General features: G+C 48.6%; 14 protein-coding genes and 1 pseudogene. 8 read left to right on the plus strand and 7 right to left on the minus strand.

Translation table 11 applies throughout. From position 1 onward, the window contains the following. Positions 1-2,207 (minus strand): hypothetical protein (locus KDK13_RS16810; protein WP_257286142.1); only part of this gene is annotated, 2,207 nt, incomplete at its 3' end. A gap of 191 nt (positions 2,208-2,398) precedes the next feature. Between KDK13_RS16810 and purE the strand changes: the two genes are divergently transcribed. The 3 genes from purE to KDK13_RS16825 all read left to right on the plus strand — a co-directional run bounded on the left by purE (position 2,399) and on the right by KDK13_RS16825 (position 4,444). Beyond that, positions 2,399-2,881 (plus strand): 5-(carboxyamino)imidazole ribonucleotide mutase, encoded by a 483-nt coding sequence (gene purE, locus KDK13_RS16815; RefSeq protein ID WP_257286143.1) that lies wholly within the window; start codon positions 2,399-2,401, stop codon positions 2,879-2,881. 11 nt (positions 2,882-2,892) lie between these two features. Next, positions 2,893-4,041, plus strand: a complete 1,149-nt coding sequence (locus tag KDK13_RS16820; protein WP_257286144.1) for a 5-(carboxyamino)imidazole ribonucleotide synthase — start codon at positions 2,893-2,895, stop codon at positions 4,039-4,041. 145 nt (positions 4,042-4,186) lie between these two features. Next, on the plus strand, positions 4,187-4,444 hold the full coding sequence (locus KDK13_RS16825) for a hypothetical protein (RefSeq protein ID WP_257286145.1): 258 nt from the start codon (positions 4,187-4,189) through the stop codon (positions 4,442-4,444). 359 nt (positions 4,445-4,803) lie between these two features. Here KDK13_RS16825 and KDK13_RS16830 read toward each other — a convergent pair whose 3' ends face one another. From KDK13_RS16830 to KDK13_RS16845, 4 genes and pseudogenes are all read right to left on the minus strand, one after another. After that, positions 4,804-6,015, minus strand: a complete 1,212-nt coding sequence (locus KDK13_RS16830; RefSeq protein WP_257286146.1) for a Fic family protein — start codon at positions 6,013-6,015, stop codon at positions 4,804-4,806. Between the two features lie 197 nt (positions 6,016-6,212). Beyond that, a pseudogene (locus tag KDK13_RS16835) lies at positions 6,213-6,392 on the minus strand (ATP-binding protein); the annotation flags it as partial. 187 nt (positions 6,393-6,579) lie between these two features. Then, positions 6,580-7,347 carry a hypothetical protein gene (locus KDK13_RS16840; protein WP_257286147.1) on the minus strand — a complete coding sequence of 256 codons (768 nt, stop codon included), beginning with the start codon at positions 7,345-7,347 and terminating at the stop codon, positions 6,580-6,582. A gap of 336 nt (positions 7,348-7,683) precedes the next feature. Continuing rightward, the gene (locus KDK13_RS16845) at positions 7,684-9,048 is read right to left on the minus strand and encodes a hypothetical protein (RefSeq protein WP_257286148.1); all 1,365 of its coding nucleotides are present in this window, start codon (positions 9,046-9,048) and stop codon (positions 7,684-7,686) included. A gap of 977 nt (positions 9,049-10,025) precedes the next feature. On the opposite strand from KDK13_RS16845, the gene fabV reads away from it, so the two are divergent. After that, positions 10,026-11,228: an enoyl-ACP reductase FabV gene (gene fabV / locus KDK13_RS16850; RefSeq protein WP_257286149.1), complete on the plus strand. Its 1,203-nt coding sequence runs from the start codon at positions 10,026-10,028 to the stop codon at positions 11,226-11,228. A 93-nt stretch (positions 11,229-11,321) separates the two neighbouring features. On the opposite strand, the gene KDK13_RS16855 is transcribed toward fabV, so the two are convergent. Both KDK13_RS16855 and KDK13_RS16860 read right to left on the minus strand, forming a co-directional pair. Then, positions 11,322-12,377, minus strand: a complete 1,056-nt coding sequence (locus tag KDK13_RS16855; RefSeq protein ID WP_257286150.1) for a hypothetical protein — start codon at positions 12,375-12,377, stop codon at positions 11,322-11,324. A gap of 592 nt (positions 12,378-12,969) precedes the next feature. Continuing rightward, positions 12,970-14,406 (minus strand): ankyrin repeat domain-containing protein, encoded by a 1,437-nt coding sequence (locus tag KDK13_RS16860; RefSeq protein ID WP_257286151.1) that lies wholly within the window; start codon positions 14,404-14,406, stop codon positions 12,970-12,972. A gap of 231 nt (positions 14,407-14,637) precedes the next feature. On the opposite strand from KDK13_RS16860, the gene KDK13_RS16865 reads away from it, so the two are divergent. The 4 genes from KDK13_RS16865 (at position 14,638) to mmsB (ending at position 18,862) form a co-directional block, all read left to right on the plus strand. After that, positions 14,638-15,825 carry a thiolase family protein gene (locus tag KDK13_RS16865; protein WP_257286152.1) on the plus strand — a complete coding sequence of 396 codons (1,188 nt, stop codon included), beginning with the start codon at positions 14,638-14,640 and terminating at the stop codon, positions 15,823-15,825. A gap of 107 nt (positions 15,826-15,932) precedes the next feature. Further along, complete coding sequence (locus KDK13_RS16870; RefSeq protein WP_257286153.1) at positions 15,933-17,102, plus strand: acyl-CoA dehydrogenase family protein; 1,170 nt, start codon at positions 15,933-15,935, stop codon at positions 17,100-17,102. A 2-nt stretch (positions 17,103-17,104) separates the two neighbouring features. Further along, positions 17,105-17,881 (plus strand): enoyl-CoA hydratase, encoded by a 777-nt coding sequence (locus KDK13_RS16875; RefSeq protein WP_257286154.1) that lies wholly within the window; start codon positions 17,105-17,107, stop codon positions 17,879-17,881. A gap of 90 nt (positions 17,882-17,971) precedes the next feature. After that, entirely contained in the window at positions 17,972-18,862 is an 891-nt protein-coding gene (gene mmsB, locus KDK13_RS16880) for a 3-hydroxyisobutyrate dehydrogenase (RefSeq protein WP_257286171.1), read from the plus strand. The last annotated feature ends 155 nt before the right edge of the window (positions 18,863-19,017 follow it).

Raw genomic sequence — 19,017 nt, forward strand, 5'->3', positions numbered from 1 at the left:
AAATCCCTGGCCACAGCATCCGGTGTGACCCGATGGCCATTCAATGGCAGGCCCCTCAGGCAGCATGCCTCCCTGAAATGCGACAGTTCCAGTGTTGCCCTGGCCGCCTGATAATCCTTCACCACGGCCTCGGGTGTGACCTGCCGACCATCCAGGGACAGGCTCCTCAGGCAACATTCCGCTTTGAAGCGTGCAGCACCCAGTTTGCCTTCCGGACTATCCAGGAAATCCTTGACCGCCCCATCCGGGGTGACCTGCTGGCCATTCAGCGGTATGCCCCTCAGGCAACATTCTGCCTTGAAGTGTGCCAGCTCCAGCGTTGCATTGACCGCCCGGAAGTCCTTTACCACCGCTTCCGGTGTGACCTTCTGGCCGTTGAGCAGCAGATCCCTCAGGCAACATTGCTCCTTAAAACGTGCCAGTTCCAGAGTGGCCATGGCCGCCTGATAACCTGCAACCACCGCCTCCGGTGTAACCTTCTGGCCATACAACGGCAGGATCCTCAGGCAACATTGCTCCCTGAAGCGTGCCAGCTCCAGCTCTGCATTGACTGCCAGATACCCCTCAACCACCGCCTCCGGTGAGACCGGCTGGCCATTCAATGGTAGGTTTTTCAGGCAACATTGCTCTTTGAAGCGTGCCAGCTCCAGTTTTGACCGGGTAGCGTGAAAATCCCTGGTCACCTCATCCGGCGTGATTTGCCTGCCGTTGAACGGCAGGCCCTTCAGGCAACATGCCATTCTGAAGCGTACCAGTTCCAGTGTTGCGTTAACTGCCAGATATTTCTCAATCACCGCCTCTGGAGTGACCAGCCGGCCATACAACGCCAGGCCCTTCAGGCAACATTTTTCCATAAAACGCGCCAGCTCCAGGGTTGCACAGGCTGCCCGATAATCCCTGACCACTGCCTCCGTTGTGACCGGCTGACCATTCAACGGCAGGTTCTTCAGGCAACAATGCTCCTTGAGTCGGGCTATTTCCAGTGTTGACCTGGTTGTCAGATAATCCTTGACCACGTCATCCGGTGTCACCTGCTGGTCCTCCAACACCAGCCCCCTCAGGCAACACTGTTCCTTGAAACGCGCTATCCCCAGTTTGCCTTCCGAACTGTCCGGAAAGCTCTTAACCACCGCCTCCGGTATGACCGGCTGACCGTTCAGTGCCAGGCCCCTCAGGCAACAGTCTGCCATGAAGCGCGCCAGCTCCAGCATTGCCCCGACAGCCAGATAATCCTTAACCACCACATCCGGTGTGACCAGCCGACCATTCAACGCCAGGCCCCGCAGGCAACAATCTGCCTTGAAGCGCGCCAGCTCCAGCGTTCCCCCGGCGGCCAGATAATTCTTAACCACCACATCCGGTGTGACCAGCCGGCCATACAATGCCAGGCCCTTCAGGCAACATTCCGATTTGAAGCGCGCCAGTTCCAGCATTGCCCCGGCGGCGAGGTAACCTTCAACCACGGCACCCGTTGTGACTGGCTGGCCATTCAACGCCAGGCCTCTCAAACAACATTCTGCCCTGAAGCGTGCCAGTTCCAGAGTTGCGTTGGCTGACTGGTAATCCTTAACCACGTCATCCGGTGTGACCAGCTGGCCGTATAATGGCAGGCCTTTCAGGCAACATTGTTCACTAAAGCGTGCCAGCTCCAGTGTCGCCCCGGCTGCCTGACAATCCCTGGCCACCGCCTCCGTTGTGACTGGCTGGCCATTCAGGGGCAGGCCCCTCAGACAACATTCCGCCTTGAAGCGCGCTATGGCTAATTTGTACTTGTTGCTGCGGTCCGGATCCCGGATGAATTCTTGAATGACCTGATCCGGGGTGATTTTTCTATTGTCATGGAGAATGTTCTGTAAACAGAGTTTTTGCAGGAAGAAGCCACCCCTGAGGGACGACCGATCATTGCCATAGGCGGCAAGCACATCCGTCGTGGTGATTTTACGTCGTGGTAACCGCTTGTTTTTCCAGAAGGCATCTTCAACATCTTTGCCATTAACAGCAGTGGAGGCTATCGCCCTGTGAAACTGCTGGTGTGAGACCCTTTTGCCGTTAAATGAACTTATGGGCGGCCTGCTTGAACCAGCTTTATGGCCAACCCAACCAGCAGGCCCCGGATCAGGCAAGGGTGATGCGGTCGCTTTCAGAATAAAACCCTGCAGGACGATAAATACCCGCCATTTGACCACCAGATGACTATTAGGTTCCATTTGCCGTGATGGCAGCTCGTCTATTTACCGGGCGATCCGCATCTTACCAGCCGATCCGCATCTTACCGGTCGAACCGCATCATTAACCGGAATCGCTATCCTCCCGCCGGAATGCAACTGCCTTCTGTTTTCCCAGAAGGCAAACGGGTTAAATGTGCTATTATTGCCCGCTCAGATTTAGAGGAGTGGATATGACCGTTGCCATTATCATGGGTTCCAGGTCCGACTGGCCTACGATGCAGCATGCAGCTGATATGTTGGATAAATTCGCTATCGACTACGAAACACGGGTTGTTTCTGCCCATCGTACTCCACAATTACTGGCGGATTATGCCTCTCAGGCTGCGGCCCGGGGAATCAAAGTGATTATTGCCGGTGCCGGAGGGGCGGCCCATCTGCCGGGAATGGCTGCTGCCTTTACCAGCCTGCCGGTACTGGGGGTGCCCGTTAAATCCAATGCCCTGAACGGTATTGACTCTTTATTGTCTATTTGTCAAATGCCCAAAGGCGTTGCCGTGGGTACTCTGGCCATCGGGGAAGCCGGAGCCGCCAATGCTGGTCTGTTGGCAGCACAGATCCTTGGCTGTCAGCAGCCTGAGTTGCAGGCCAGGATCGATGAATTCAGAAAGCTGCAAACCGAAACCGTATTGGCCAACCCTGATCCTGCCGAGTGAAAACAAACCCTATGAATATTCTAGTGTTAGGTGCGGGCCAGCTTGCACGCATGATGAGCCTTGCAGGGGCGCCGCTGAATATCAATATCATCTCCTATGATGTTGGCTCCGAAAAGCTGGTGCATCCCCTGACACTCCAGGTCAGCGATCAAAGCCTTGCGGCGGCTATTGCTGAATGTGATGCCATCACTGCGGAGTTTGAGCATATTCCTGACGATGTACTGACTCTGTGTGCGGCGTCCGGAAAGTTTTATCCGGGCAAGCAGGCTATCAAAGTCGGTGGCGACCGCAGCATTGAGAAAGCGTTGCTGGATAAAACCGGTGTGCCCTGTGCGCCTTACCAGCTGATCACCGATCGTTCTCACCTTGATGTGGCTATCGAGAATCTGGGGCTGCCCCTGGTTATTAAAACCTGTCAGGCTGGCTATGACGGCAAAGGGCAGTGGCGGATCAGGGCAGACAGTAATATTGAGCAGATCTGGTCGGAAATGTCAGATTTCCTGGCGGCGGGCAGCAAAAATGCACCCCACGCTATTATTGCTGAAAAAATGATTCCCTTTCAGCGGGAGGTGTCGGTAATCGGTGCCCGGGATAAACAGGGCAATATGGCTATCTATCCGGTCACTGAAAATGAGCATACGAACGGTGTTCTAACGTTATCCATTGCCAAATCCATCGCTACCGACATTCACCGCCAGGCGGTGGATGCCTTCAGTAAGCTGGCTTCTGAAATGGACTATGTCGGGGTATTGGCCATTGAGTTTTTTGATGTGGATGGTCGGCTGATGGTGAATGAGATTGCACCCCGGGTTCATAATTCCGGCCACTGGACCCAGCAGGGGACTCTGTGCAGCCAATTCGAAAACCATCTCAGGGCCATTGCCGGTCTGCCCCTTGGCACCACCGAAGCCATTGGTCCCAGTGCCATGATTAACGTACTGGGGCAGCCCGATATTCCCACTGAAGTGTTGTCAGTTGCCAATGTCACCAGCCACTGGTACGGCAAAACCCAGCGCCCCGGTCGTAAAATGGGGCATATCAACCTGGTGGCTGAGTCAGAAGAGGCGCTGGGCGAAAAGCTGCTGGCTCTCTCTGCGTTTCTGCTTGAAGATGACTACCCCGGGGTTGCCCGGCGAGGTCGGGATTTATCCCGGGGCTAATCAAAAGGTTTTCCTTGCATAGTCGGTGACTAATCATCATTCAATGATGCTCCCGGTTACTATTTCTAACCTTATGGTCATTATCATGGGTTATTCATCCGGTTATCATGGCTCAAATTCTGGAAACAAAGTCACGGAGGACGATATGACAATACCTGCATCAACATTAACACGCCCATTGACACCTGATATGCCATCAGAAAACAGTATCATTGTGAATGGAAAGAGCACAGCTGGCAAAGGCCAACTGAAAATAGAGGATGTTACTCATGATCCTGAATACAGGAACTATCCCGGATTGAAACCCGATTCTATTACCTTTCCAGAGGAAAACGTGATGCCAAAAAAATCGCTGGATCAGTATTCAGTTCTGAAGGTTATCAAGAGCGTACAATTGCTATAAACAGCGCGATGCTTGACTTTTAAACTGACCTGAAAAGACATGACTGACCTCCTTACTAAAAGCAAGGTGGTGAAAGCCACTGAAGCCGAAATATAGAAGTTTGGTCAGGTTAGGCGTTGATCACATCAAGGCCGCTGGGATCGCAATCAGTAGCAAAGGGCACTACCGATTAAGCAAAACCTTGGCAGCGCAGCTGGCTTTAAACGACAGATTTCTTGCAAACCTTGGGTTTGTTTCGCTGAAAAAATTATGGATCAGGTTTCACCATCCTCGGTGAACCGCCCGGTGCGAACCCACATGTCGTGGTGGTGTAGCGAGAGCTGGAGAAAGACCAGCTATTACCCGATTTATGCCCATTGTTACCATAATTGCGGGAAGAGGAACTCAACAGAGTTTGCAGAAACCTTCAGCTCAATATCTTTTTTTGGCTTGGCACTAATCAAACGTTCGCTATCCATTTGCTTTAAAATTGGTCTGAGTGTTTGTTCGCTTTTACCCAAATGCTGACATATTGCACTTCTACTCATAGCACCTTTTTCAAGTAATAAGCGATATATATCTCTTGCCATAATCTTTAGCAATGGTAACTGTTCACCAGATGAATCCGGTAACCCGCCTTTTGCCCTCATTTCAAAATAGTAGTCAATCCTAATCCCCAGTTTCCGCGGCTCTAATAAGTCAGAAAAGTAACTCACTTGATCAAGAGCAGTGTCAATAAAATATTTTGTAAAGTGCAACAAGCCAGCATCTGACAAATTGCCACGACCATCGCTATTCCCTTGCCTTGGTTTATCCGCCTCTGCAAGCGCTGAATAGTAATTTTGAGTATTCCGTCCAAAGCCTCTGGTTATGGACCATAAACCATATCCACCAAAACCGGCACATCTCATGTAACAGTCCGTGAGTAGGCGAATCACTCTGCCATTACCATCTTGAAATGGGTGAATCCATGCTAAACGATGATGAAGAGCAGCTGCTGCAATAACTCTGTTTGTTCCATGAATTCTCTCAGGATTAAACATCTGTTCTAACCATCTCATGTAACCTGAGAGTTCATCTGGACCAGGAGGAATATGTGATCCTACCTTAACATCCAGGGTACGATATTCTCCAGGAACTATTAATAATTTACTGCCATCATTTCTTACAATTTCACGACCTTCAAGATCCTTTACGATAAGATGTTCTTCGGGGAGCTTCTCATAGAACGACTGGTGAAGTTTTCCAATAAATTCCTGTGTACATACATCCTTCAGCGATGTGGAGGCGTTTTTTGCTTTAATCTGCGCTTCGAGGTGGACTAGAAGTTCAAGAATTGCACCAGATAACTCTTCAGAAGAATTAGTCTGATTTGACTCTTGAGTTTTTAGCAGATCTTTAGGGTGAGTAGGGTTACCTTCAATTTTATTACTATAAAAGCAGTTTACTTGTCTCAATAACCACTCGGTAGACTTTCTAATAGAGTCAGGAATGGTTTGGTTTAAGGCTGCATCAGCCATGTATAACTGAACAAGCTTATCCTGATATTCTCCCAATTTGTCAGCTTGAAGATATGGAGTAACGGAAGTCATTATCAGTTCCAGTCTGCAATAATAATCTATATTTTAAAGGGGTTATGACAACTTAACCACTATTATTATCGCTATTTTTATCGGTATATTTAGCACTATTCCTGTGTGGTGATCGAGCAGAAGACCGAAAATTGCTCCTGCATTCCGGAAACATTCAGCCACCCCCATCGGAGCGCAGCGACGCATCGGTTTGCAGCTTAGAACGTAGGTTCGGGCTTCGCCAGTTTTGCTTGTTTCTTGCGCAGTGACTCACCCTTTAAAGGGACGCGGTGAGCGTTATGAATCAGCCGGTCCAGAATCGCATCTGCCAGTGTCGGATCACCGATCAGTTCATGCCAGTGATCAACTGGCATCTGGCTGGTAATCAAGGCGCTCTTGAGGTGAGGCTTTGTCCCCGGAGCTTCACACCTTGGATTACTCCGCAGCATGTCCGGGTAGGAGCATCTGGATGTACAGAAGTCCGAATCACACATTAATGTGTCGACACCTCAAACTTACCCTTATAAATCAGGCTGTCAGCCTGATTTTCTGGTCGCAACCACATTGCCACCCGTCGAATTTCGCCTAACACTTGCGCTGGTGTGATAGAACTACGCATTCAGGATCATTGCGGTAACGCTCATTTTTTTGCTCCTTCTGCTGCTTTGCGCAATTGAGATGGTTGTAGTAGCGCTCCCTTCCTTTCTGCCTCATGCGCTCTGCATAATCAGGATCATTCCAGTAACGCTCTTTTGCATACTGCCTTCGGCGCTTATTTTCAAGCGCTGCATAAACGGGATTTTTGCGAAGCTCCCTTTTATACTCTCGATTGAGTTTCCTTAGCCGCTCTGCGTGTACAGGATCTTTGCGACGTTCCCTTTGGTACTCTCTTTGGTACTTCCTTCTGCGCTCAGTGGCTGTATTAAGCACCATTGTGTGCGGAACTATTGAAGCGTTGCCATCAGCAGTTCCTTCTCCCGTGGGGACCAGGCTATCGCTTGTCGTTTGGTACTTATTCAGGGGGACAGTAACTGGTTGTATACCGGGTGGGTTAGAGGGCGAGGGCACGGCGGGAAGATTTGTTGACTGATCTTCTGGGGTCTGGTTATCCGCTGGTGGCTCGTTCCCCGATAAGCATACCTGCTGAATAAAGGAAGTGTCTGGTCTTGGTGATAGCGTGTCATTTTCGTGTTCTTTTTCTTTATTGGAATGCCAGGGTACATATTTATCAAGAACGGATGTTGGTATTTCAGGAATATCCGAGCCGAAAAAGTCTGCTGTATCGATAAGTTTCAGAGTTTCGATATCATATTTATCCAATACCGTAACAGAACCAGCGTTATTTTTTGGCATTACCGACCGGTTGTGGTAAGCAGGCGAAGTAGCTTCCAACTTTTGAACAGACATGCCTTTATATGTCAGAGATTGTTCGCTGGGGACGGATTCATACGTTAGCTCTAACAGTTCTGATGATCCCACAAAAAGACTGTAAAAATCAGTATTGAATGACGTTGGCTTATTTGAGGGATCCATAGAATGGTAGAATTATTGAATTAAGCCTTTTGACCATTCTTTCTTTTAAAAGTTCATCCTTTTTACACCTCACTATATATTTTTGACAATCAAAAGCTAACATCGGATCTTGAATGTGTTCAAATAGAAAGATATGTATCCGCTCAGCAGGTTATTTCAAACCAGCCTGACAATACCTTTCTCTTGCAGCCAGTTCTTCCAGAAGCCCCTGTCAACACTTTCTGCAAGTACACTTTTTTCTGGCCATTCTTTATGTTGTGATAAAAAGTCTGTTATCATTTCATCTATTTTTTTAGTGTCCTCATCTTTGCATCTATCTATCAGGTTTATCATCAGCGAGCTATCTGGAAGTGGGTATTCAAAATCACCATTTGTAAATATTTCTTTGCTCTGTGTTATCAGACGGGCAATTATCGATGGATTTTTATTGTCTATTACTTCGCCTTTAATCTTTGCCAGCTGGTTTTCTAATGGTTTGATGACTCTTTTGGTTTTGGTTTTTGCACTAAATTCCAAGCCTGCTATCGAATAGTTTTGACTTCCATCCTGGTCTCGAATAATTAATTCATCAAAGCCGTGTATATCTTTTAAAGCATGTTCAATGTTATAAGACCATTGCCTGTTAAGAATCTTGATAAGATCATGAAGCTTATCCTGCTGATCTATACCAATAGGTGATCCTTCAGGAGTGATAGCTTTCGTTTTGCCTATCAAGTGTTTTGCAAATCCAACATAGGGTAGATTTTTTGAGTAAAATGTATGCTTATGTTTTTTTAATTCTGAAAAAAAACGATCAGGCCCCTCATGTAAGATCATTTCATCACCAGCATGTAATAAATTCAAGGAAATAGAATCAGAGTTCAAGCACTGCCAAATGAATGCAGGTAATGAACATGTCGAAAAATTGATTTGACTTTCATCATTTTCTGCGAACCTGGAATTCTTCGTACTATCAAATTCAGGCCTGTATTGCTTTGGTAGTTTTTTTGCATTTAAGTCAAAATCGTAACAATTTTCTTCGGTTTCAGGTTTTTTTATGATTACCTGTAAATCAATATCTGAAGAAGGATCAGTGGTGGTGCATTGCATGCTGTTGCCACTGTACGCAATCACGACAATATTATTGATATCGGTAGTATCCAGTCCTAAAAAATTGAGGAATTCAGGGTTTTCTATCTCTGCCGGGTCATGTGAATACCAGGAAAAGGTATTGTTCAATTTCAGGGTGTTAATTTCTTTCTGGATCAGGCGGGTATAACGGCGAATATGATCGGTGGAAAGGTCAGTACTTTTTTGGTCAGAATCCATTATTTCAATGCACATTCGTTTTGCCAGTTCAAGCCTCCTTACATGGTCGTGAAAATCCGGGTTGGCAGGTATTTCGCACTCTTTTTCAAAGGCTGAAACAGATTTACAGCGGAATGTGGGCAATAAATGCTTATCTTTCAAGTGCTGTTTCAGTTCGATATCGGACGGGAAATAATTGTCATTGCAAAAGCATTGAATTCCTGAAGGTATCATATACCTTATCCTCGATACAGTTTCATAATTTAACAGGCTCTGGATTGCACATCGTATATATTGAGGAATATATATAAGCAGGTAAACTTTCCATTTCAACTATTTTTCAATATGGATGAAGAGGTAACCATAGATTATCTATCGATAAATGCTATTTATTTTTATATTTGGAGATTACCCGGTACTAACTTGATGATTGTATTTTCTGCTGTGGAAGCCAACAAAGGTAAAACCATAATTGTTGTATCACAATGTGTTTGTTCGCTATCTCTATAAAAAGATTAACATCCGACTTCAGGCTACTCATCCCATAGACTCCTGAGCGAAATGAGTTTTCATTATCGCATTTAGAGCGTAATACAGAAGAGTGCTAATGCCCGTGCAGCCACATCCCCTGGTTCCCATGCTCCGGAGATTGTCACGTAAAGCCGGAAAAATGGCCTCGATGTAGGTTGTTGAGATTCTGGTGAGTCATGAAACTCCCGTAAATTCGTCAGACATCGTTTCCGGTCAGTTGGACTACTTGCCACCTTTGATAATGGCTCAGGATATCAAAAGTGCGCAAATTCTGGTTAAACACAAGGTTGATGTCAATGCAAGAGTCCATGCTCCCCGGTCCGATGGGATGCACAGGGCTACGCCCCTTATTATTGCTGTCCAGCATGGCAAACCCTCCAATTCAATTGAACCATTCTCAATGAGTGCAGCTTGTTGTTTTCCTGAAACTGGCTGTACATTTGTTCTGTTCCACAGTTTTAAATACTTCCGGTAACATCAGGGGTAGACTGACCGGTTCAGTTGTGTTGCACATTTTACAAATTGAAACAAACAGACCCATAACGCTACCGACTTATACGCACCATCTCTTTCCTGAACTGTGGCTTTTGTATAAGCTACCCCGTTATTTATACAGACGGGCTCATGGCTGGTATTTAGCCGCTGGTTTTAGAACCAAACTTCACCTGTTGAGGACAACGATGATCATTAAACCAAGGATTCGTGGATTTATCTGCACCACAACCCACCCGGTAGGTTGTGAAGCCAATGTGAAGGAGCAGATTGCTTACACCCGGTCACTGGGACCGGTAGCCAATGGCCCGAAAAAAGTGCTGGTGATTGGTTCCTCCAGTGGTTACGGGCTGGCTTCCCGTATTACCGCAGCTTTTGGTTCCAGCGCTGCTACCATTGGCGTGTTCTATGAGAAGCCGGCTACTGAAACCAGGCCGGGCACTGCTGGCTGGCACAACTCTGCGGCCTTTGACCAACTGGCCCATGAAGCTGGCCTCTATGCAAAAAGCCTGAATGGCGATGCCTTCAGCCATGCAGCAAAAGAAAAGACCATTGAGTTGATCAGGCAGGATCTCGGTCAGGTGGATATGGTGGTTTACTCGCTGGCATCACCGGTGCGAAAACTGCCGGATACTGGCGAGGTGATCCGTTCTGTACTGAAGCCGATGGGTGAGACATATCGGGCAACCGCCGTTGATACCAACAAAGACACCCTGTTTGAAGCGACCGTCGAACCTGCCACTGACGCGGAGGTGGCAGCAACGGTCACGGTAATGGGGGGGCAGGATTGGGAACTCTGGATGAATTCGCTGTCTGCAGCGGGGGTTCTGGCAGAAGGTTGTAAGACAGTGGCCTACAGCTATATCGGTACGGAACTGACCTGGCCGATCTATTGGGATGGTGCGCTGGGTGAAGCCAAGAAAGACCTGGACCGTGCAGCCCATGCCATCGATGATTCGATGAAATCGATTCATGGTTCAGCCAATATTGCGGTACTGAAGAGTGTGGTCACTCAGGCCAGCTCTGCGATACCGGTGATGCCGCTCTATATCTCCATGGTCTTTAAGAAAATGCGGGAAGAGGGCGTGCACGAAGGTTGTATCGAACAGATCAACCGTATGTTCCGTGAGCGCCTTTACCGCAGTGATGGTGCCGCTCCAGCAGTGGATGATGATAACCGCCTTCGCCTTGATGACCTGGAACTCAGGGATGATATTCAGAATCATTGTCAGGATATCTGGCCACAGTTGACCAATGAGAACCTGGCTGAGCTGACCGATTATGTTCTCTATAAAGAGGAGTTTCTGAAGTTGTTCGGTTTTGGTGTTGATGGTGTGGATTATGATGCTGATGTTAATCCCCTCGTGCCTTTTGAGGTAATTGATATCTGACAGGGCAGGGATGGTGCAGGTTGAGTGCTGGGAAGGCAGATTTTTTATCCTTGATTTTCTGCCGTCCTCGCTATGGGGTCGCCTGGAGGGAAGCTATTCCTGGACAGCCTCCTGGTTGAGCCTGGTTTCATAACTCGCTGAAGCGGTGCCCTTATCCGGAATTAAATGGTTTTTAATCTGGTCAACCAGTCTTTGTAAATGAGTCATATCTTTTATATGTCTTACGGAATAATAAACATATTGATAAGTATCTGAGGGGTCAGTTGTAAATTTTTTGCTGTAAACAGGTGGGGTTTTCTTCCGGTCTATCTTTTTGCCATCTGCATCTTTAAAGCAAGCCTCCCGGAAAAGATGGTTTGCCTCATTTAGATTGTTGGCGGAAAGGGCAAAGAAAATTAATGCTAAATTACCAACTGGCTCATATTTATCTTCTATGGATGAACCTTGTTGAAGAATAGTGTTTACACGCCCTATCTCCTGATGGGCAATCTTCTCTACCAGAGTCTGGCGGTCTGTATTCAAGCCGTCGATGATATCTTGTCTTAACTCAGGCAAGTTCAAGCCTTTACGTGCATGAAATTCCATTAACATATCGGCGAAACGGCCAAGGCAGTGGCTGAAGCCAAAGTTGAAGTTATGGGTACAATTGGCGCAACAATCAACAATATATTGATATTCTTCCCCCAGAGCATTGCACATTGCAGCAGCAAGATGTACGTACTCGTCGCTTGAGTCGTGCTTTTCAGCGAGCACTCGGTAATTCAGCAAATTTAAAATTGGACTGGTGAAAAATTCAGGCAAAAACCTGGAAAATATTCTTTCGTTAAACTTTGAAATATCCGGTTCTCCAGAATCCCACAAAGCACTGGCCTCGCTATAAGCTATTTTGATAAGACACTCTTGAATACTGGGTAGATGAGGGTTTCGGGACGGGTCACCACCTATATGACCACGGCACAGATGAATTCTCGGAGGTTCAATCGCTCTCTGATTAAGGGAAGAAGAATCTTGCTGGTGATGTGAAGAACTTGTTGGCACTTGTTTCTCGGATTCAGCAGGTTTTATAGCTGAGTTTTCTTCTTTAATATTACTGTTTTCATTGCTTACGTAAAAATTAGTGGAAAACGGTTTGATACCATCAGTATTCATTATTCTAACCTCAGAAAAATAACAGGCGGCAGAGAGTTTCTATCTCTGAATATTCCGGTGAGATAAATTCCCTGCTTAATAGTAGAGTCAGTTAACTGGTTTGTAATCAATATCTTCGGTATGCGTTCTCTCAAAATTGATTCAAATTAATTTATTGAGTGAATATGATATTGAAACGCATACAATTTCTGATCGAACAGGCTTTTTCAGAACGGATATTCCTGACATACCACAGTCAGTTCCTGATGAATATGTCCCCCTGTACACTGAAAGTGTTCCCGTTAACTATGCATTATCACCAATACCAGACATCTGCTTTCCTCAACAGGAATGTTTAATGATCCTGCTTTCCTGAAGATAAAGCGTCAAAGAAAGCAGGGCTTACGCATTAAATAAGCACATGCCTTCACAACGGGGATCAGGTGCAGCATCAATATAGATAACCAGTGTATTCTGTTGTAGAGCTTTCATAGCGAACATCTCAGTACCGATACACTATCTAAGCGACAGACATGGTATTTTTCAAATTGGTCACTGCAAATAACAAGGTACATAAGTACCTGATTGATGCTTGGCCCGGATGCTGTGAAAGTCAAGACCTGTTGGTTGTGCCCGTTCGTTGTTTGAGCTGGCTGTTCTGCTGAAGATGCCGCTGTTCGGCGAAACTGTTGAACTGCTGCCTTGACGAACCCGCAGGTTTTATCATTTCTTTATCCTGTTGCCTTTGCACAGCATCCTTTAACACTCTGAGCGTATTCGGATGTCGTGTTGCTGCAAGCTCCGGGAGAAAGTGCATTTCCTGGCCAGTGTTGCAAGCTTCAGGATCAATCATAGGCTGGCCATCCGGACCTTTCAGATCAAGAAGAAACTGGACGGTCAGTGGTAAATCCTGTGTACCCAGGATCACATTAAAGATCAGCTCCTCAGCGGTGTGATTGTCTTGTAGATGGGGGCGAACCCATGGGTATTGTGTCAGTATGGTGGCCATTAACCGGGGATCTACTCCCGACAGGGCTGTTTGGGTAAAGGCGTATAAAGCCAGTGGTACGTGTCTGCCCCAGTGAGGTGGGCTATTAGATATTACCATCTCCCCGGCATGCCTTTTCAGGATTTTTTCCGTCAGCATAGCCAGTGTCTTGTCGTCAATGCTGTTAACCGATCTTACATTGAAGAGTTGGTGTAGCAAATGGGTTTTAAAATTATCCTGTGGCGGTGGCATGATATCCGCACCTGACTCCAGCAATGTCTCCACCATACCCCATTGGTTGCATTCTACCGCCCTGTCTAACGGGGTACTTCGGAGATGACAGCTGTTTATATTGACACCAGCGTTACGCAGATAAGCTTCAAGAGCGACCAGGTTATTCTCAACAGCGGCTCGGTATAGCCGCTCGGCTGCAGTTGATTGTGTGAACTGGTGTAATAGCTGTTGTTCACGGTCCGGTGTCTCAGCGGGCAAACCCTCACCTGGTCTTTTTGTCCGGTAGAAATCATAAACTGAGCCCCTGATGTGCCATTCAGGTGAGCCAGGTATCACTATGCCTGTATTCTCCAGCCAGTGTTTGAAGCTGGCCCAGGTGCCAGGAGCAGTTTCAGCACTGGTTTTAGTATCGGTGTTCAGGCCCGGGCAACAGATGCGCAACAGGGCATTGCTCAACAACTCACGACCGCTGGTGGTTCTTTTCAGGGCCGCCCCCGCGACTGTGTCCGGACCCGCGCCTGGATCGACAACAGATGCAGGGTGGTGGCTATCTGAAACGGGTTTCGGTAACGGGTCAGCCCGGACCAGGGACCGGTTGGCCAGCGATGGCTGGTCATGGTCTGGCGTGGTCTTTGCGTAAATACTGTTTGTGTAAGTTGCGGGTGTAGTCCCAGTTTCTGTGGATGCGGACCACTGCGCTTGATGGGGAGCAACCGCAGTCACGGAACGGGTGCCACAATTGGCCGTGGGCTGTAAAGATGTTGATAATAATTGCCCGGGGTTTAGCTCCGGACTGGCCAGGTGCGGTGTTTCGTAGATGTTGTTCACGCGGGGTCATTTCCAGATCAGTGTTCAAATTCAGACATAAAACAGGCTTGGAAAGTTCCCGGGTTTACCTGTGGGTTTTTGCCCCGGATGGTGAAGGGTTGCCTGTATCAGTTTCGCTCTGATATCGTTTTCTGGCGGCGATAGATATATGATGCAAAATGACAGTTGCGAGAAAAACACGGAACATTGCCCTCGAATAAAAATACACAAATAAAAAAAAGCGAGTTTTATATGTCTTCTGCACCCAATCCGTCTCAGGAAAGTATTGTTATTGTTTCCGCTGCCCGTACCTCGATGGGTGGATTTCAAGGTCACTTGTCGTCTACGACTGCGGTTGAACTGGGTGCTGTTGCTATCAAGGCCGCCCTGGAGCGGGCAGGCATTGTTCCAGAAAACGTATCAGAAGTACTAATGGGCTGTGTATTGCCAGCGGGTACCGGCCAGGCACCTGCTCGTCAATCTGCGCTTGTTGCAGGAATTCCCGTCCATGTGCCGGCCACGACACTGAACAAGGTTTGTGGTTCCGGTATGAAAACCGTAATGCTCGGAGCAGCCCAGCTGAAAACCGGTGAAGCCGATCTGGTGGTTGTCGGCGGTATGGAAAGTATGACCAATGCCCCTTACCTGCTGGATAAAGCCAGGGGGGGGATGCGGCTTGGCCATGGTCAGGTAAAGGATCATATGTTCACTGACGGTCTGGAAGATGCCTGCCGGGGGGGAGTCATGGGTGTCTTTGCCCAGGAAACGGCTGACCGTTTTGGCCTGACCCGCGAAGCTATGGATGATTATGCCCTTGCTTCCCTTGAGCGGGCCAACACAGCGATCAGCTCCGGTGCTTTTGCTGAGGAAATTGTGCCAGTTGAAACCGGTAAAGGTCTGGTTGATACGGATGAGCAGCCGGGCAAGGCCAAACCGGACAAAATCCGGCAGTTGCGTCCAGCCTTTACTAAAGATGGGACGGTGACGGCAGCAAACTCCAGTTCTATTTCTGATGGTGCAGCAGCGCTTGTGTTAATGCGTGAACGTGATGCAAAAGCGCAGGGCTTACAACCTATGGCAAGAATTCTTGGCTATCAGAGCCATGCCCGGAAACCGGAAGAATTTACCATTGCCCCGGTAGATTGTATCCGTAAATTGCTGGACAAAATCCACTGGCAAGTCAGCGATGTAGACCTGTTTGAAGTGAATGAAGCGTTTGCCGTGGTGGCCATGATGGCCATTCGTGAATTGGGTCTGGACCATGACAAAGTCAACATTCACGGTGGTGCCTGTGCACTTGGCCACCCCCTGGGCGCCAGCGGTGCCCGTATTCTGGTCACTCTGTTGCATGCCCTGAAAAGGACTGGCGGCCGTAGGGGCGTCGCTTCACTCTGTATTGGCGGTGGTGAAGCGACGGCCATAGCGATTGAAATGTGCTGATACCTTTCCTGTGAACATCAACCTGGCGGCAGCGCGTTAACCACTAATAAAAATGCCGCATGCCCCAGGCCTTACGAACAATATAAAACCAGAGACGGCATTTTTATATGGATTACAACCTTTCTGAAGAGCAGGTCGCTTTTCGTGACCTGGCCCGGCAATTTGCTGAGGCAGAATTGGCGCCCCATGCAGCCCGGTGGGATCTTGATTCACATTTCCCGGTTGATGTGATCAAGGCAGCGGGTGATCTAGGCTTCTGTGCCCTGTATACCCATGAGTCCATGGGAGGGATGGGGCTGTCCAGGCTGGATTCTCATATTGTCTTCGAGCAGCTGGCCATGGGTTGTACGGCTACGACAGCGTATATCACCATTCATAATATGGTGACCTGGATGATCAGTGAATTTGCCACAGACCGGGTGAAGTCAGACTGGGGGGAAGGGCTGGTCAGTGGCAAGACATTGTCTTCTTATTGCCTGACCGAGCCTGGGGCGGGCAGTGATGCCGCATCGTTGAAAACCAGGGCCGTGCGGGATGGCGACGAGTATGTGCTTAATGGCTCAAAAATGTTTATTTCGGGAGCTGGCAGTACCGATCTGTTACTGGTCATGGCAAGAACCGGCGAAGACGGTCCAAAAGGTATTTCGGCCTTTGCCGTTCCCGCTAATCTGGCAGGTATCCAGTACGGTAAGAAAGAACAAAAGATGGGCTGGAATGCCCAGCCAACCCGGCTGATTTCATTTGACAATGTCCGTATACCGGCAGACCACCTGCTGGGCGCGGAAGGCCAGGGCTTCTCTTTCGCGATGAAGGGCCTGGATGGCGGTCGAATCAATATCGCCACCTGCTCTGTAGGTACCGCGCAGCAGGCGCTGAACACGGCACGTGCCTATATGAAAGAGCGCAGGCAGTTTGGTCGTGAACTGGCCGGTTTCCAGGCCTTGCAGTTCAAGCTGGCGGATATGAATACAGAGCTGGTGGCCGCCCGGCAGATGGTGCGACTGGCGGCCTTCAAGCTGGATCATCAGGATCCTGAAGCGACAGCATACTGTGCCATGGCTAAACGTTTTGCCACGGATATCGGGTTTCGGGTCTGTAACGAAGCCCTGCAGATTCATGGTGGTTATGGATATATCAAGGAGTATCCCCTGGAGCGACATGTGCGGGATAGCCGGGTCCACCAGATTCTTGAGGGAACCAATGAAATTATGCGATTGATAGTCGCCCGTCGTTTGCTCTCAGAGAACATTTCCCAAACTGGCATGGAGTTACAGTGATTATGTCTGAAAAGCTACATCTGGCCTATGAAGGACGTACCGCCATTCTCACCCTGGACAATCCCCCGGCGAATACCTGGACACCGGAAAGTCTGGATGAGCTGGAACAGATTATTCACCAGTTGAACCGTAAGTCTGATGTGATTGCCCTGGTTATCACTTCGGCCTCGAAGAAGTTTTTCAGTGCAGGCGCCGATTTAAAGCGCTTTGCTAACCTGACCCCGGATCAGGCCCGGCCATTTGCACAAAGCTTTGGCAGGGCTTTTGAAGCCCTCAGTGACTTTTCCGGGCTCAGCATTGCGGCCATCAACGGATATGCAATGGGTGGAGGACTTGAAGTAGCCCTGGCCTGTGACCTGCGTATTGCGGAAGAGGGTGCCATTATGGCCCTGCCTGAAGCGGCAGTGGGACTATTACCCTGTGCCGGTGGTACTCAGAACCTGACCCTGCTGGTGGGGGAGGCCTGGACCAAGCGCATGATTCTCTGCGGCGAAAAGGTGGATGCAGCAAAAGCATTGGAGATTGGACTGGTAGAGGAAATGGTGGTCAGTGGCGAAAGCCTTGAGCGTGCCAAGGCCCTGGCGGCCGATGCCACCAGGCAGAGTCCTGATGCCCTGAGAGCCTGTAAAAAGCTGGTACAGATGGGGCGTTCCGGTTTCCCAAAGGATGCATTGCCAGCGGAAAGAGAGCTGTTTCTTAATCTGTTTAATGGCAAGAATCAGCCGGAAGGCGTCAGTGCGTTTCTTGATAAGCGAAAACCTGAGTGGCATTACGACTAATCCAGACAAGTGCATCCTGTATAGGCTTGCCCTGTAAAGCTGCTGATCAGATGGCTGTCAATCTGGCTGCATTGAATAAGGATCATAATGATGACAAAAATAGCATTTATTGGCCTTGGCAATATGGGGGGACCCATGGCTCAGAATCTGGTGAAAGCCGGGTACGATGTCTGTGGTTTTGATCTGGTTCCCGAGGCGCTGGATCAATTGGAGCAGGCCGGAGGTTCAAAGGCCGAATCTGTGGCTGAGGCTGTACAGGGTGCCAGTGCTGTGATCAGTATGTTACCCGCCGGTAAACAGGTTGAATCACTGTACCTGGGGGATGGAGGACTCTTCAAAACCGTTGGCAGCCACTGTCTGGTGATAGACTGCAGCACCATAGAAGCGGATGTTGCCAGAAAAGTCGGGCAGCAGGCTGAAGAGCAGGGTATCGACTTTATTGATGCACCCGTCTCCGGCGGTACTGCCGGTGCTGAAGCTGGCACACTGACGTTTATGGTGGGCGGCCGTGCTGAGACCGTAGAGCAGGCCAGACCCTATCTTGAGGTAATGGGGCAGAATATTTTTCACGCTGGAGGCGCGGGTGCAGGACAGTTGGCCAAGATCTGCAACAATATGCTGTTGGCTATTCTGATGACCGGCACTTCGGAAGCACTTAAGCTGGGAATTGATAATGGCCTTGATCCAGCCGTCCTCTCAGAAATCATGAATAACAGTTCAGGGGGGAACTGGGTACTGGAGAAATATAACCCGGTGCCTGGCGTCATGCCTCAGGCTCCTGCCAGTCATGGTTACCGGGGTGGTTTTATGGTGGGGCTTATGGCCAAGGATCTCGGTTTGGCTATGAATACAGCTGCCGGCAGCAATACGGCAACGCCCATGGCTTCGCTGGCTGAGAATCTGTATAAAATACATTCAATTCACTCTGACAGTACCCTGGACTTTTCAAGCATTATTCAACTGTATGATTCAGTCCGTTGATTTCACTTAATGGGTTACCGTGAATTTGTTCTAATTTTGAACAATTGTGTCAGATAACGGTTCTGTTTTTGTAAATCAGGTTATACAATTCCCTCGCATTATCTATAGTTGGGACCGGGTAACCGGTCAGTACCGATCATTCCTTTAAGGTAACC

The sequence above is a fragment of the Endozoicomonas sp. SESOKO1 genome, assembly GCF_024606265.1.
Lineage (GTDB): Bacteria > Pseudomonadota > Gammaproteobacteria > Pseudomonadales > Endozoicomonadaceae > Endozoicomonas.